This window comes from Sorangiineae bacterium MSr11367 (assembly GCA_037157805.1).
Lineage (GTDB): Bacteria > Myxococcota_A > Polyangia > Polyangiales > Polyangiaceae > Pendulispora > Pendulispora rubella.
Genome location: CP089983.1, coordinates 5,267,399 through 5,282,411, shown reverse-complemented (window position 1 = coordinate 5,282,411; position 15,013 = coordinate 5,267,399). Strand labels below are relative to the sequence as shown.

Below are 15,013 nucleotides of genomic sequence, written 5' to 3'. Positions count from 1 at the left end.
GGTCCCCCTAAAGCCTCGCGGGAGGCGGAAAAGGTCGGTCACCGTGCTCGCAACGTGTCTCGGTCATCCTCGTATTGGTGTCGCTCGAGAGCTAAAAAAAGCGCTCGAAGATCATTGGTCCAAAAAGCTCTCGTCCACCGCACTGGAGGCCGTCGCCTCGGAGCTGCGGCGCCGGCACTGGTCGGCGATGAAGGCGGCGGGGCTCGATCACATCCCGAGCAACGATTTTTCTTTGTACGACCACATGCTCGATGCGGCGGTCTCGTTTGGCGTCGTGCCGGCGCGCTACCGCGGCATCCGCGATCCACTCGCGCGCTATTTCGCCATGGCGCGCGGGCTTCAAGATCGCGAGGCCGGTCTCGATGTTCCGGCGCTGGAGATGACCAAGTGGTTCGATACGAACTACCACTACATCGTGCCCGAGCTCGAGCCCGGGCAGCCGTTCACCTTGGACACGTCGAAGGTGCTCGGCGAGGTCGACGAGGCGCGCTCGCTCGGCATCGAGCCTCGTCCCGTTCTCGTGGGGCCGGTGACGTTCTTGATGCTCGCCAAGATGGAAAGCGGCGTGGCGCTGGAGCGGCTCGACGCGCTCCTGCCTCTATACGAAGAGTTGTTCGCCAGGCTTGCCGACAAGGGTACTTCCTGGGTCCAGCTCGATGAACCGTGCCTCGTGCTCGAGCTCGACGATGCGCAGAAGCGCGCCTATGCGCGGGCCTTCGAGCGGCTTTCCGCGTGCCGCTCGCGTCCGCGCGTGCTCCTGGCGAGCTACTTCGGCGCGCTCGGGGACAACCTCGGGCTTGCCGCGCGCTCGGGCCTGGACGCGCTGCACGTCGACGTGGTTCGCGCCCCGGACCAGCTCGACGGCGTGCTCGCGGCCATCCCCGCGTCGATGGCGCTGTCCGTGGGCGTCGTCGATGGGCGGAATGTGTGGCGCACGGACCTCGATGCGGCCCAGCGCATCGTGGATCGGGCGGTCCACGCCCTCGGTCCGGCGCGCGTGCTCGTGGCGCCTTCGTGCTCGCTGCTCCACGTGCCCGTCGATCTCGACGCCGAGCGAAAGCTCGAGGGCGAGGTGCGGAGCTGGCTGGCCTTCGCCAAGCAAAAGCTCGCGGAGATCCGCGCGCTCGCCGGCACGGCGGATACCGCGCTTTTCCTGGAGACGCGCAAGGCCCTCGAGGGCCGCCGCTCTTCCCCGCGAACGCGGCGCACCTACGTGCGCGCGCGGGCTCTGGCGGTCTCGCCGGCGATGTTTCAGCGTGCGTCGCACTTTCCCGAGCGCGCGCGCAAGCAGCAGCAGCGCTTTCAGCTGCCGCTCTTTCCCACGACGACCATCGGCTCCTTTCCGCAGACGGGCGACGTGCGCGCGGCCCGGGCTGCGTGGCGGACGGGCAGGGTCACCGCGGAGGAGTACCAGGCGTTCCTCGAGGCGGAAACACGCCGGTGCGTCGAGCGGCAAGAGGCCATGGGCCTCGACGTTTTGGTGCACGGTGAATTCGAGCGCAACGACATGGTCGAGTATTTCGGCGAGCAGCTCGAGGGCTTCACCTTCACCGAGAACGGCTGGGTGCAAAGCTACGGTTCGCGCTGCGTGAAGCCGCCGGTGCTCTTCGGGGACGTCTCGCGGCCGCAGTCGATGACCGTCGCATGGTCGCGCTACGCGCAGTCGCTGACCAAGCGCCCCATGAAAGGGATGCTCACGGGTCCCGTGACCATCTTGCAGTGGTCCTTCGTGCGCGACGATCAGCCGCGCAGCGAGACATGCCTGCAGCTGGCGCTGGCGTTGCGCGACGAGGTGGTCGATCTCGAAGCGGCCGGCATCGGCATGATTCAAGTGGACGAGCCGGCCATCCGCGAGGGGCTTCCCCTGCGCCGCAGCGACTGGCCGGCCTATTTGCGCTGGGCGGTGGATGCCTTCAAGTTGGCCACCAGCGGCGTGGCCGACGAGACGCAGGTTCACACGCACATGTGTTACTCGGAGTTCGGCGACATGCTCGAGGCCATCGCCGACATGGACGCGGACGTGCTCTCCATCGAGAGCTCGCGCTCGAACATGGAGTTGCTCCACGACTTCGCGCGATTCCGTTACCCCAATGGGATTGGCCCCGGGGTTTACGACATTCACTCGCCGCGCGTTCCCACCGTCGACGAAATGGCTGTTCGCCTCGAGGGGGCCGCCGGCGTGCTGCGCGCCGGGCAACTGTGGACGAACCCGGACTGCGGGCTGAAGACGCGCGGTTGGACCGAGGTGGAGGCGGCCCTCCGTCGAATGGTCGAGGCGGCCCGCCGCGCGCGAATCAGCCTAGCGCCTGCATCGTAGGGGCAAACACCCGCGCACGGTCGCCAGGAAGCGGTTCGCCGTAGATCATCACGGCGGTTTGAAAGCTGTTCTGGAGGCCGTGCGCTTCGGCCCACGCGCGCAGACGCGGAAACCGATGGTCCGCATCGACCCGCACGCGTCCCGGTGTGTCCCGCGCCAGATCGGCGAAGAGGCCCAGGGCAGCATCCATGTCTTCCGCGACGACCGGCGAGAGGCATGCCGTCTGGGTGCTCCGCCACGAAGCTCCGAACCCCGTAATGCCGCCCGGCGAATCGATCACACGAAAGACTTCGGCACGCCCCATCAGCCGTGTCAGCAGCTCCTTGCGCGGGGCACCGAACGCAGCCCCGTCGAGGGCGAGGATGCCGGGAAGATCGGTCTCGGTGGCCCTTCGGGAAATCGGCTCGCCCTGCGGCACGGGCTGAATCTCACCCATGTACGTGGTCATCTCGCTGGCGACGCGAAAGCCCAATTTTGCATACAGCGGCTGCCCGAAGGCGGTGGCGGTCAACCAGGTGGTGGCCGTGCCGGCCTGCTCGATCGCATGGCGCATCAATCGCCCACCGAGACCGCGCCGTTCGTGGCGGCGGGCGACGACCATCATGCCAATGGCCGAGACTTCGCGCCCGTAGGGCGTGCACACGACCATGCCCGCGAGCCCGCCCGCGGGATCGTCGATGCCGTACACCGCACCAATCTCGAAGAGAAGTCGCCACTTCTTTTCTTCGATGGGCCAATCGCGGTCCGTCGCCAAATGAAAACAGGCCGGCATATCTTCAAGGGTCAATCGGCGAATGGGCGCCGTGGTGGCGGCGAATGCGTCGGAAGCCATGGACAATCGAGCATAAAGCTCCAATCCCTGCGCGTCGAGCCTCGTCGGTTGGGTGGCACGCACGATGCCTTGATGATCGAAATGGCATCCCATCCGAAAAAGCCGCCCCGCCCGCCCGCACGCGAGCCGGCGCACAAGAAGCCGCCCGTCAAGGAACCGCCGAAGCAGGGACCGCTCCCGCCTCCTCCCTTGGGTGATCCGCCCTTCGGACCGGAGGGCGATCCGATGCGGCAGATCAAGGATCCGCGGATTGCCGCCAAGTAGCGTGGCAATCTGACGCGGTGTCTCAGAATGGAGAATGGACATGCGTGCGAACGAGCCCATGGTGCCCGCGCTTGCGGGCGAATTGCACGGTCACGCCAAGCGCCTTCGAAAGCGGCTGCGGCGAGCCCAAAAAGGGGACCCGCAGGGCGTCCATGACGCGCGCACGACGGTGCGGCGCCTCCGGCTCGAGCTCGACGTGCTCGCGCGCCACGCGTCGAATGCCGCGATGTTGCATCGGCTCGAAGACCGATTGCACGCGTTGGACAAAGTCTTGGGGGACATTCGCGATCAAGACGTCCTTCGCGAAGATGTCAGAACGAAACGCGGCCTCCGTCCGCTGGTCAAACGGCTAAAGCGCACGAGAAAGAAGAAACAGCGGGAAGGGCTGCGTACTATGTCGAAGGGGCGGTCGCTGGTGCGCAAAGTGCGCCGCTGCGAGCCGGATGCCGATTTGCGGCTCGAACCGCGCGCGGGCAAGGTTCACCCCGTGCTGGTGCGCCATCTGGGCCCCGAGGAAATCGCGCGCGCCTTCGACGCCGTGCTCGCGTACGAAACGGCGCCCGTCGATCACGAGAGCCTGCACCGCTTTCGCGGAGTGTGCCGGCGATTGCGCTACCTGCTGGAGCTCTTCGAAGAGGCGCCGGCGGACAATGGGCGGATCATTTCCGAGCTGCGTGACGCCCAATCGCAGCTCGGCGATCTCCACGACCACCATGTCGCGGTGTTGCGTATTGCCCGATGGCTCGAGGACGGCCGCTTGCCCCACACCCCGGAGCTCGAAGCCTACCTCGTCGAACGGGTGCGCGCCGACAAGCGCCTCCTGCGCGAAGCCCACGAGCATCGGCGCAAGATCCTCGGCGGGGCCTTTCGCGCACGTGTGGCGGCGGTGCTTATGGGCACGCCGCCCACGCGTCAGAGTGCGTGACGCCTCACGCTGCGCCAGATCGCCGTGAGGCCGATGGCGCAAAGCCCTGCAGCGAGAAGCCAGAGGCGCCCCCCCAGAAACGTGCTCGCGCCTTCCACGGCCACGCGCGCCGACGCTGCCGCGGTCGAGCGCCGCGGCATGGTGGCGCGCAGCACCTCTCTGGCTCGAGCCGGATCGGCCGCGCGAGGCTGTGTCGTCACAGCGTGCTCCTACGCCCGACGAGCAGCGAAATGACCGCGAGGATCAAAAAGCCGACGAAGAGGAGCTTGGCAATGCCCGCCGCGCTCGCCGCAATTCCGAAGAAGCCGAAGATACCGGCCACGATGGCAATGATGAAAAAGACGGCTGCCCAATAAAGCATGAGAAAAACGACCTTTCTCCCCCGGGCCAACGGCTCACTGTGTCTCCCATCCCGTAGTGCAGACGGCGTGCCGCGCTTGCGCACTAGATGCTGGCCGTCTCCAACCACTTCGGATTTTTCGCTGTTCCATCGAACTGCTCGCTCGTTTTGAACTTTTCGTATTTGCCCTCGGCGGCCGCGGCGCGTGTCTTTTCCAGGAGGGCTGCGACCTCGGCTTTGTCCATCGCTTTGAACGAAATGGCCGCCGAGATGGCTTGCTCGAGCACGCCCATGCTGTCGCAACCGGTAATGACCACCGACGTGGGCAGGTTCATGGCGTAGTGCAGGCATTCGACGGGTGTGACCGTTTTGCTCTCGAGCAGAATGCCCGAGCCCATCGACTTCATGCCCAAGACGCCGATGCGCTTTTCCACCAGAACGGGGAGCACGTTGCGTTCGAAGCTGCGAAAGTGCGCGTCCATCACGTTGAGCGGCATCTGCACGGTGTCGAAGGTGAAGCCGTGGGTATCGGCGGCCCGCAGCATCGCGAGGTGGATGTTGGGATGCTTGTGCCCCGTGAATCCGATGAAGCGGATCTTTCCCGCCTTTTTGGCCTCCACGAGCGCCTCCACACAACCGCCATCGCGAAAGCATCGCTCGGGATCGCTGTCGCGAATCACCTCGTGGATTTGCACCAGATCGATCCTGTCGGTGCCGAGCCGGCGCAGCGACTGTTCGAGTTGCTCCCGGGCGGACTGCTTGGTGCGGCCGTCCAATTTGGTCATCAAAAAGGCTTTCTCGCGGTAGCCATCGCGGAGGGCCTTGCCCATGCGCTCTTCGCTTTTGCCTTCGTGGTAGTCCCAGCAATTGTCGAGAAAGTTGATGCCGCGGTCGAGCGCGGTGCGCACGATGCGGATGCCCTCCTGTTCGTCGGGCTCACCAATGTGGAATCCGCCAATGCCCACGAGGGACACGGAGACGCCCGTCTTTCCGAGCGGGCGCATGGGCATCGCCGAACTCGTCGCCGATGCCGGCGGAAGGCCCACGCTGCCCTCCGGCGGACGCGAGTCTTTCTTGCACGCTGCTGCGAGGAGCGACGCGCCCGAACCGAGAAGAAGGGCGCGCCGAGGGAGGTCGTTCTTCATGATCGCCACACCTCGCATGGTGCGTGCCGCTTTGCCTCATGCACGGACGGCCCAGCGATTGCTTGAATGACGCCCAGGAGGGGTCCTCACCGTGAACCTGTCGAAACTGCCTATCTACTCCGAAAAGCAACTCAACGTCGTCGTCGAAACGCCGCGCGGATCGCGCATCAAAATCGCTTATGACAGCGAGTATGGCGTATTTCGATATCGACGCCCTCTCGTGCTCGGTGTCTCGTACCCGTACGATTGGGGATTCGTCCCGAGCACCTTGGCGCCCGACGGCGATCCGCTCGATGCGATGATTTACCACGGGGGGACGGGCTTTCCGGGGCTCGTCGTTCCGTGCCGCGCCATCGGTGTCGTCGAGTTGTCGCAGGCCGCCGAAGGAAAGGCGGAACGGCAACGCAACGATCGCCTCATCGTGGTGCCGGCACACGAGGAGCGGTGGACGGACGCGACGCAGTTCACACGACGAATCCAGGAGGAACTCGAGCAGTTCTTTTTGCTAGCCACGCTCATGACCGACAAGGAGGCACGCATCGAGGGCTGGAAAGGTCCCGATGCGGCCGGGCGGCTCATCGAGGCGACGGGCACCACCTTCCGAAAGAAGGAGAAAGGTTTACATGGCACGGACCGTTAGCGATTTCCTGGTGCAGCGCCTTGCAGCCTGGGGCGTCGATTGCGTATTCGGATATCCCGGCGACGGCATCAATGGCGTGTTGGGCGCGCTTCAACGGCACGAGGCGCAGGACCGGCGCGTGCGCTTCGTTCAAGCGCGGCACGAGGAGATGGCAGCGCTCATGGCCTGCGGCTACGCGAAATTCAGTGGCCGGGTGGGGGTGTGCCTCGCCACCTCGGGCCCTGGTGCCATCCATCTGCTGAACGGGTTGTACGACGCCAAAATGGATCATGCTCCGGTCGTGGCCATCGTCGGGCAGGCGGCGCGCACGGCCATCGGGGGCGATTACCAGCAGGAGGTCGATCTGGCGAGCCTGTTCAAAGACGTGGCGCACGAATACGTGCACACGATCATGAGCCCCGAGGCCGCGCGCCACGTGATCGATCGGGCCATTCGCATCGCGTATGCGGAGCGCACGGTCACCTGTGTCATCGTGCCAAAGGACATTCAGGAAGCGGCCGCTGTTCCCGTACCGCCACATGAGCACGACACGGTGCACACCAGCGTGGGCTATGCGCCTGCGCACGTGACGCCGAGCGAGACGGAGTTGAAGCGTGCGGCGGACGTGCTGAACGCGGGCGAGCGCATCGCCATGCTGGTGGGCGCCGGTGCCGCGCAGGCCGCCGAGGAAGTGATGGCCGTCGCCGAACGCTTGCGCGCCGGTGTAGCGAAAGCGCTGCTCGGCCGGGCAGTGTTGGCCGATGATTTGCCGTACGTGACGGGCGCCATCGGGCTTTTGGGGACGCGCCCGAGCTACGATATGATGCGCGATTGCGACACCTTGCTGGTCGTCGGGTCGAGCTTTCCGTATGGCGAATTCCTCCCGAAGGAGGGGCATGCGCGCGGGGTTCAAGTCGACATCGACGGCCGCTTCGTGGGGCTTCGTTATCCGATGGAAGTGCACCTCGTGGGCGATGCGCGCGATACGTTGCGCGCGCTGTTGCCGCTTCTGCGCCCCACCCAACAAAGCGCACACGAGGGCGCCCGGCATGAGTGGCGCGCCCGCATCGAGGGTTCGGTCGCGGAATGGTGGGAGCTCATGAACGAGCGCGCCCTCGAACCGGCAAACCCGATCAACCCGCAGCGCGTGTTCTCCGAGTTGTCGCCGCGTCTTCCCAATGGCTGCATCCTCACCGCCGACAGCGGCTCGGCGGCGAACTGGTTCGCGCGCAATTTGAAGTTGCGTCCGTCGATGATGGCCAGCCTCTCGGGCTCGCTCGCCACCATGGGGTGCGCGGTGCCCTACGCCATTGCCGCCAAGTTCGCCCACCCCGATCGCCCGGTGATCGCGCTGGTGGGCGACGGCGCCATGCAGATGAACGGCAACGCGGAGCTTCTCACGGCATTTCGACATCGCAAGGAGTGGAGCGATCCGCGCTTCATCGTGGCGGTTCTGAACAATGGAGATCTCAACGAGGTCACCTGGGAGATGCGCGCCATGGCCGGTGATCCGCGCTTCGCGGCGTCGCAGGATCTTCCACCGTTCCCGTACGCGGCGTACGCATCGATGATCGGCATGCGCGGCATCCGCGTCGATCGACCGGAGGACGTGGGCGATGCGTGGGAGACTGCGCTCGCGGCGAAGGGCCCGGTGCTTCTCGAGATGATGACCGATCCTGACGTGCCACCACTTCCACCTCACATCACCTTGAAGCAGGCGAAAGCATTCGGCGCGAGTCTGCTCGAAGGTGACAGCGAGAAGGGGGGCGTGCTGCGACGCACATGGAGACAACTGTTCGCAGGCTGATAGAGTCCGGGCCCATGAAACTCTTGCCCGGATCGTCGTATCCGCTTGGCGCGACGTGGGATGGTGCCGGTGTCAATTTCGCGCTCTATTCCGAGGGTGCGGAAGCGGTCGAGCTGTGCCTTTTCGACGCTGCAGGAACGGAGACGCGCTTTCCGCTGTCGCATCGCACGGCGTTCACGTGGCACGCGTACGCCCCAGGTGTGGGCCCAGGTCAACGGTACGGCTACCGCGTGCACGGTCCATATCGGCCCGAGCAGGGACTTCGTTTCAACCCCAACGTGGTTCTGCTGGATCCTTATGCCAAGGCCGTCGACGGGGTGGAGCGATGGGAGGCGGGGTGCTTCGCGTACCGCGTGGGCGATCCCGCGGGTGATGCCACGCGGCTCGAGACCGACGTGCTCGGTGTGCCCCGCGGCATCGTCATCGACGGTGAGTTCGATTGGGAAGGCGACACACCGCTGCGCATCCCGCTGCATCGCTCGGTGATCTACGAGGCGCACGTGCGCGGCCTCACCAAACTGCACCCCGAAGTGCCCGAGGCGCTCCGCGGCACCTACGCCGGCATCGCGCACCCGGCCATCGTGCGCCATTTGCGCGAACTCGGCGTGACGGCCATCGAGCTGATGCCGATTCACGCGTTCATCGACGACAAGGTGCTCCTCGACAAGGGGCTGCGCAATTATTGGGGATACAACACCATCGGCTTTTTCGCGCCGGACGTGCGCTACCGCCTGGGGACGGAGCTCGGCAGCGAGGTGCGCGAGTTCAAATCGATGGTCAAAGCGCTGCACCGCGCGGGCATCGAGGTGATTCTCGACGTGGTGTACAACCACACCGCGGAGGGCAATCAACTCGGCCCCACGTTCAACTTCAAGGGAATCGACAATGCCACGTATTACCGACTCGTCCCCGAGGACCCTCGGTACTACTTCGATTACACGGGCACGGGCAATACGCTCAACGTGCGGCACCCGCAAGTGCTCGCCCTCATCATGGATTCACTGCGCTATTGGGCATCGGAGATGCATGTCGATGGCTTTCGCTTCGACTTGGCGTCGGCGCTGGCCCGGCAGCTCCACGATGTGGACCAGCTCTCCAGCTTTTTCACGCTCATCCATCAATCGCCCGAATTGAGCGAGGTCAAACTCATTGCCGAACCCTGGGACGTAGGAGAAGGCGGCTATCAAGTCGGCAATTTCCCCATTCGTTGGGCCGAGTGGAATGGGCGCTACCGCGATGCGGTGCGCGCGCTCTGGCTGCGCCGGAGTGGCAAGGTGATTGGCGAAATGGGCTTTCGGCTCACGGGTAGCAGCGATTTGTACGAGGATGGACGGCGGCCTTCGGCGAGCATCAACCTGATCACCGCCCATGATGGGTATACGCTGCGCGATCTGGTCAGCTACGAGCGCAAGCACAACGAGGCCAACGGCGAGAACAACCAGGATGGCTCGAACCACGAATCGTCGTGGAACGGCGGGGTCGAGGGGCCGACGGACGACCCCAAGGTACGCACGCTCCGGCAGCGGCTCGTGCGCGATTTGCTCGCGACCTTGGTGCTCTCGCAGGGCACCCCCATGCTCGTGGCCGGCGACGAATTCGGCCGCACGCAGCGCGGGAACAACAATGCCTATTGCCAGGACAACGAAGTAAGCTGGCTCGATTGGAATTGGTCCGAGGAGGGGAAAACGCTCTTCGAGTTCACCAAGAAGCTTTTGCGCATCCGCCGCGAGCACCCGGCGCTGCAGCGGTCCAAATTCTTCCACGGCCGCGACATCCACGGCACGCAGTTGCCCGACTTGGCCTGGTTCCGCGACGATGGACAGCCGATGTCCGACAAGGATTGGACCGATCCTGGGCGGGTGCGCTTGGTCATGTTCCTCGCGGGACGCAACATCGACGAGGTCGACGAAACGGGGCGGCGGCTGGTGGACGACAATTTGCTGTTGCTGCTCAATGCATCACCGGCCGAAGCAACGTTTGCGTTGCCGCGGCTCGAGCAGGTGCGCGAGCCATGGCAGCTCCTGGTGGATACCACCGACGACCGCGCCAAGGAGGAGCGCGCCCCCGATGGCTCGACCCGGATGGCCGCGCACTCGCTGAAGCTCTTTCGGGCGCCGTCGCGCGTGGTGCGCAATGGGGGCGCGTTGCACACCTTGGGGACCACGTACCGGTTGCAGCTGACGCCCGATTTCGGCTTTCAAAAGGCCGTTGGCGTCCTGGACTACCTCGTCGACCTGGGCATCACCGACGTGTACTCTTCGCCCATCTTCTCGGCGGCGCGTGGGAGCATTCACGGTTACGACGTGGTCGATCACGAGCGCATGAACGCGGAGCTGGGGAGCGAGGCCGATTTTCGGGCGTGGAGCGACGAAATCAAAAAGCGCAACATGGGCCTTTTGCTCGATTGGGTGCCGAACCATATGGGCATCCCCGCCGGGCAAAATCGCACGTGGGACGACGTTCTGGAGAATGGGCGCAGTTCGCTCTGCGCCGAATACTTCGATATCGACTGGTGCCCGCCCAAGGCAGCGCTGGAAAACAAGGTGCTTTTGCCCGTGCTGGGCGATCAGTACGGCGTCGTCTTGGAGCGCGGGGAACTGACGCTGGTCTGGGAGGGACGTTTCTTCCGGGTCGCGTACTTCGACAAGCGGCTTCCGCTGGCGCCCGAGACGCTGATGCCGCTCATGGAGTCCGCTCTGGCCAAGATGACCTTGCCCGAGGACGCGGACGCGCGGCTCGAGTTCGAGAGCATTTTGTCGGCGATGCGCCACCTCCCGGATCGGCGGTCGACGGCGATGGAATTGCGCAAAGAGCGGGCGCGAGAGAAGGAGATCATCAAGCGGCGGTTGGAGGATCTGGTGGCGCGCGCATCCGAGATCAAAATCGCCATCGACAGCGCGCTGCAGGAGATCAACGGTTCGTCCGACGATCCGCGGAGTTACGATGTGCTGGACGACATTCTGCAGCAGCAGAGTTACCGCCTGGCATCGTGGCTCGTGGCCGCGGAGGAGATCAACTACCGGCGCTTCTTCGACGTCAACGATCTGGCGGCCATCCGCATGGAGCTTCCGCAGGTGTTCGAGCGCGCGCATGCGCAGTTGTTTCAACTGCTCGACGAAGGTCGCGTGCAGGCGCTGCGGCTCGATCACACCGACGGGCTCTACGATCCCTTCGCGTACTTCGAGGGACTTCAGCAGCGCTTTCACCGCGTGCCCGGCGTGGATCTGGCCGAGGCCGGGCCCGACGATTTGGCGCGGCCGCTGCCGCTCCTCATCGAAAAGATCCTCGAGCCGAGCGAAACGCTGCCGCCGTCGTGGCCCGTGGACGGCACCACGGGGTACGATTTTCTCTTCGCGGTGCGCACGCTCTGGGTCGACCCGCGCTCGGAGCCGGCGCTCAACCGGATTTATCAGCAGTTTACCTTGGACGGGCGGTCGTTCAAGGAGCACGTCTACGAGAGCAAGCGCCACATCATGCGCTACAGCCTCGCGAGCGAGATTCAGCTCATCGCGCGCGATTTGGAGCGCATCGCGGGGAAGAACCGGCGGTGGCGCGACTTCACCTTGGTGAGCCTCTCGCGCGCGGTGACCGAGATCATCGCGGCCTTCACCGTGTACCGCACGTACCTGCGTGAGAACGAGGCGCCTGCGGAGGACGATCGACGACGCATCGCGCAGGCCGTGGCCACGGCGCGACGGAACAATCCGTCCATCAGCGAGACGGTGTTCGCATTCTTGGAGGATGTGCTTCTCGTGCGTGCAGAGGCCACGCCGGAGGAGCGGCAAGAGCACGTGCGGTTTGCACTGCGCTTCCAGCAGCTCACCGCGCCCATGATGGCCAAGGCCGTCGAGGATACGGCCTTTTATCGATACAGCCGGCTGCTCTGCCTGGACGAGGTGGGCGGGCTGCCGTCGAAGTACGGGACCACGACGGAGGAGTTTCACCTGCAGAACGTCGACCGCGCACGGGCGTGGCCCGTGTCCATGGTGACGACGTCGACGCACGATACGAAGCGGGGCGAGGATACGTCCGCGCGCATGGCGGTGCTGACGGAGATGCCCGAGCTGTGGCAGCGCACGGTGCGCCGCTTCAGCGAGCTGGCGAGCAAGATGAAGACGGTGGTGGACGGTGCTCCCGCACCGAGCCGCAATCAGGAATACCTGTTTTACCAGACGCTGATCGGCGTTTGGCCGGTGGGATGGGATGGGCAGCAGGGCCGCGACACCTTCGCGCGACGGTTGGAGGGCTTCCTTTTGAAGGCCGCCAAGGAGGCGAAGCAGGAGACGTCGTGGACGACGCCGAACGCCGCGCAGGACCAGGCGGTGCGGAGTTTCATCCGGCGGCTGGCGGGCAACGACGCCTTTTTCGAGGACGCGCGGCGCTTTTGCGAGCGCATCGCGACCTACGGCGCGGTCAATGGACTCGCGCAGTGCCTGTTGCGGTTCTGCGTGCCGGGTGTCGCCGACACGTACCAGGGCTCCGAGCTGTGGAATCAGAGCCTGGTGGATCCCGACAACCGGTTGCCGGTGGATTACGAGGTGCGGCGGCGGCTTCTGCGGGGCATCCGCGAGCGCATGTCCGACCGGGCTGCGCTCAGCCGGGACTTGCTCGAGAATTTCACCGACGGTGCGGTGAAGTTGTACGTGACGCACGTGGCGTTGGAGACCCGCCGCCAAAAGCGCGAGCTGTTCTTGCGCGGCGACTACGAGGGTCTCATCGGCGGGGAGCACGTGGTGGCGTTCGTGCGCGGCTTCGAGCAGGAGCAGGTTCTGTGCTGCGTGCCGCGCTTTTCGTATCTGCTGACCCGCGGGGAGACGCCGTGGCCGGTGGGGAGCGTCTGGGGCCAGGAGCGGCTGCGCGTGCCGCAACCGGGGACGTACCGCAATGTGCTGACCGGCGCGACGTTGCGCATCGGCGAGGAGGTGAAGGTGGCCGACGTTCTCGCGACGTTCCCGGTGGCGCTGCTCTTGCGCGAGTCGTCGGAGGCGCGATGACCACGACGCGCTTCCGGGCCTTCGTGACGACCAGCCCGACGTGCACGCTTTGTCTCTATGACGAGGCGCAGAAGCTCGTTGCCGAGCACGCGATGGCCGCCCAGGGGGATGGCCATTTCGAGGTCGCGTTGCCCGGCGCAGGGCACGGCACCCTGTACCGGTTTCGCGTGAACGACCGCGAGCTGCCCGATCCGTGTGCGCGCTACCTTCCTCATGGCGTGCACGGTCCCGCGATGGTCGTGGAATCGGCGTACACGTGGCGCCATGGCCCCGGTGTTGCGCGGCCGCTCGCGGAACAGGTGATTTACGAGCTGCACGTTGGAACCTTCACCCGCGAGGGCACGTACGACGCCGCACGCGCGCGCCTGCGTGACTTGGCGGAGCTGGGGGTGACCACGATCGAGCTCATGCCGCTGGCGGCCTTTCCCGGGCAGCGGGGATGGGGATACGACGGCGTTGCGCTGTATGCGCCATTTGCGCCGTACGGCACGCCGGACGACTTGCGTCGGTTCATCGACGATGCGCACGGCCTCGGGGTCGGTGTGCTGTTGGATGTGGTCTACAACCATTTCGGCCCGTCCGGGAACTACTTGTCGGCGTACAGCGAGCATTATTTCAACTCCGACATACGGACGGCGTGGGGCGATGCTCCGGATTTCTCGCATGCAGCCATGCGTCGCTACGTGCTGGACAATGCGCGCTATTGGCTTACCGAATTTCGCTTCGACGGGCTGAGGCTCGATGCCGTGCACGCCATCGTGGACGATGGATCGTACCCGATTTTGCGGGAGCTCTCGGACATGGTGGCGACCATCGAGCCGCGCAAGGTGCTCATCGCCGAGGACGAGCGCAACGATCCAGGGCTCGTGACGACCCTCGGCATGGACGCGGTTTGGGCCGACGATTTTCATCATCAGGTGCGCACGACGTTGACCGGCGAGCAGGATGGTTACTACCGTGCCTACACGCCCGGCATTTCAGGAATTGCCGAAACCGTCACACGCGGATGGCTCTACCAAGGCGAAATCTACGCGCCGAAGGGGAAACCTCGCGGCAAGAGCGCGGGCGAACTGTCCGCGCATGCGTTCGTGTATTGCATTCAGAACCACGACCAAATTGGCAATCGGGCCCTCGGCGACCGCCTCACCGCGTCCGTTTCGCTCGATGCCTACTGCGCGGCCTCCACCTTGCTGCTCCTCTTGCCCATGACGCCGCTCCTCTTCATGGGCCAGGAATGGGCAGCCTCGACGCCGTTTCTGTATTTCACCGACCATGAGGAGCCGCTCGGCCGCGCGGTCTCGAAGGGGCGGCGCGAGGAGTTCAAGTCGTTTTCCAACTTTACCGATTTCCCCGATCCCCAAGACACCGACACGTTCGAGCGGTCCCGCCTTCGCTGGGAGGAGCGCAACGAATCAACGCACGTACGCGTTCTGCAGTTGTATAGGGAGCTCCTCGAGCTTCGCCAACGAGATTCGGTATTTCGCCACGGTTCGAGGGAGCGGCTTCGGACGACGAACGAAGGCGGGCTGCTCATCGTGCACCAATGGCGCGAAGAAGATCGGCGCGATCTCGTGGTGAACTTCGACCGAGTCGCCAAGCCGCTCCCCAGCGCATTCCAAGGCCGCCCTGCCTCGTTCACGAGCGGGTCGCCGCTGGACGATAACCGAATCCCTGCTTCGACGGCCGTGGTTCTCTAGAATCTACCGCAGAGAGAGAGATTCACAGGAAGACGGGAAGACGGGAAGATCAGAGGGATTTTTGTTGGTTCCA

General features: G+C 64.9%; 11 protein-coding genes. 7 read left to right on the top strand and 4 right to left on the bottom strand.

All coding sequences use genetic code 11. From position 1 onward, the window contains the following. Positions 1-43: 43 nt before the first annotated feature. Positions 44-2,317 (top strand): 5-methyltetrahydropteroyltriglutamate--homocysteine S-methyltransferase, encoded by a 2,274-nt coding sequence (gene metE, locus LVJ94_20490; GenBank protein WXB09596.1) that lies wholly within the window; start codon positions 44-46, stop codon positions 2,315-2,317. Here metE and LVJ94_20485 read toward each other — a convergent pair. Then, positions 2,295-3,149 carry a GNAT family N-acetyltransferase gene (locus LVJ94_20485; protein WXB09595.1) on the bottom strand — a complete coding sequence of 285 codons (855 nt, stop codon included), beginning with the start codon at positions 3,147-3,149 and terminating at the stop codon, positions 2,295-2,297. The genes metE and LVJ94_20485 overlap by 23 nt on opposite strands. Before the next feature lie 81 nt (positions 3,150-3,230). Between LVJ94_20485 and LVJ94_20480 the strand changes: the two genes are divergently transcribed. Both LVJ94_20480 and LVJ94_20475 read left to right on the top strand, forming a co-directional pair. Beyond that, complete coding sequence (locus LVJ94_20480) at positions 3,231-3,413, top strand: hypothetical protein (protein ID WXB09594.1); 183 nt, start codon at positions 3,231-3,233, stop codon at positions 3,411-3,413. 40 nt (positions 3,414-3,453) lie between these two features. Then, positions 3,454-4,338: a CHAD domain-containing protein gene (locus LVJ94_20475; GenBank protein WXB09593.1), complete on the top strand. Its 885-nt coding sequence runs from the start codon at positions 3,454-3,456 to the stop codon at positions 4,336-4,338. Here the strand turns inward: LVJ94_20475 and LVJ94_20470 are convergent. From LVJ94_20470 to LVJ94_20460, 3 genes are all read right to left on the bottom strand, one after another. Continuing rightward, positions 4,326-4,538: a hypothetical protein gene (locus LVJ94_20470; protein ID WXB09592.1), complete on the bottom strand. Its 213-nt coding sequence runs from the start codon at positions 4,536-4,538 to the stop codon at positions 4,326-4,328. The genes LVJ94_20475 and LVJ94_20470 overlap by 13 nt on opposite strands. Continuing rightward, on the bottom strand, positions 4,535-4,699 hold the full coding sequence (locus LVJ94_20465) for a DUF1328 domain-containing protein (GenBank protein ID WXB09591.1): 165 nt from the start codon (positions 4,697-4,699) through the stop codon (positions 4,535-4,537). Before LVJ94_20465 ends, LVJ94_20470 begins: the two co-directional genes overlap by 4 nt. Positions 4,700-4,782: 83 nt before the next feature. Next, complete coding sequence (locus tag LVJ94_20460) at positions 4,783-5,688, bottom strand: aldo/keto reductase (GenBank protein ID WXB10738.1); 906 nt, start codon at positions 5,686-5,688, stop codon at positions 4,783-4,785. A gap of 226 nt (positions 5,689-5,914) precedes the next feature. On the opposite strand from LVJ94_20460, the gene LVJ94_20455 reads away from it, so the two are divergent. The 4 genes from LVJ94_20455 to treZ are packed head-to-tail and all read left to right on the top strand — an operon-like array spanning position 5,915 to position 14,940. After that, positions 5,915-6,463 carry an inorganic diphosphatase gene (locus LVJ94_20455; GenBank protein ID WXB09590.1) on the top strand — a complete coding sequence of 183 codons (549 nt, stop codon included), beginning with the start codon at positions 5,915-5,917 and terminating at the stop codon, positions 6,461-6,463. Continuing rightward, the gene (locus LVJ94_20450; protein WXB09589.1) at positions 6,447-8,249 is read left to right on the top strand and encodes a thiamine pyrophosphate-requiring protein; all 1,803 of its coding nucleotides are present in this window, start codon (positions 6,447-6,449) and stop codon (positions 8,247-8,249) included. The genes LVJ94_20455 and LVJ94_20450 overlap by 17 nt, the downstream gene beginning before the upstream one ends. 14 nt (positions 8,250-8,263) lie before the next feature. Next, positions 8,264-13,243, top strand: coding sequence for a glycogen debranching protein GlgX (gene glgX / locus LVJ94_20445; protein WXB09588.1), 4,980 nt, complete (start codon positions 8,264-8,266; stop codon positions 13,241-13,243). Then, complete coding sequence (gene treZ, locus LVJ94_20440; protein ID WXB09587.1) at positions 13,240-14,940, top strand: malto-oligosyltrehalose trehalohydrolase; 1,701 nt, start codon at positions 13,240-13,242, stop codon at positions 14,938-14,940. Before glgX ends, treZ begins: the two co-directional genes overlap by 4 nt. Positions 14,941-15,013: the final 73 nt, after the last annotated feature.

What these genes read in the sequence shown, in the direction of transcription:
- LVJ94_20450 (WXB09589.1), top strand. Translation starts at nt 6,447, where the DNA reads ATGGCACGGACCGTTAGCGATTTCCTGGTGCAGCGCCTTGCAGCCTGG.
- LVJ94_20475 (WXB09593.1), top strand. Translation starts at nt 3,454, where the DNA reads ATGCGTGCGAACGAGCCCATGGTGCCCGCGCTTGCGGGCGAATTGCAC.
- LVJ94_20465 (WXB09591.1), bottom strand. Translation starts at nt 4,699, where the DNA reads ATGCTTTATTGGGCAGCCGTCTTTTTCATCATTGCCATCGTGGCCGGT.
- LVJ94_20460 (WXB10738.1), bottom strand. Translation starts at nt 5,688, where the DNA reads ATGCCCATGCGCCCGCTCGGAAAGACGGGCGTCTCCGTGTCCCTCGTG.
- treZ (WXB09587.1), top strand. Translation starts at nt 13,240, where the DNA reads ATGACCACGACGCGCTTCCGGGCCTTCGTGACGACCAGCCCGACGTGC.
- LVJ94_20485 (WXB09595.1), bottom strand. Translation starts at nt 3,149, where the DNA reads ATGGCTTCCGACGCATTCGCCGCCACCACGGCGCCCATTCGCCGATTG.
- glgX (WXB09588.1), top strand. Translation starts at nt 8,264, where the DNA reads ATGAAACTCTTGCCCGGATCGTCGTATCCGCTTGGCGCGACGTGGGAT.
- LVJ94_20480 (WXB09594.1), top strand. Translation starts at nt 3,231, where the DNA reads ATGGCATCCCATCCGAAAAAGCCGCCCCGCCCGCCCGCACGCGAGCCG.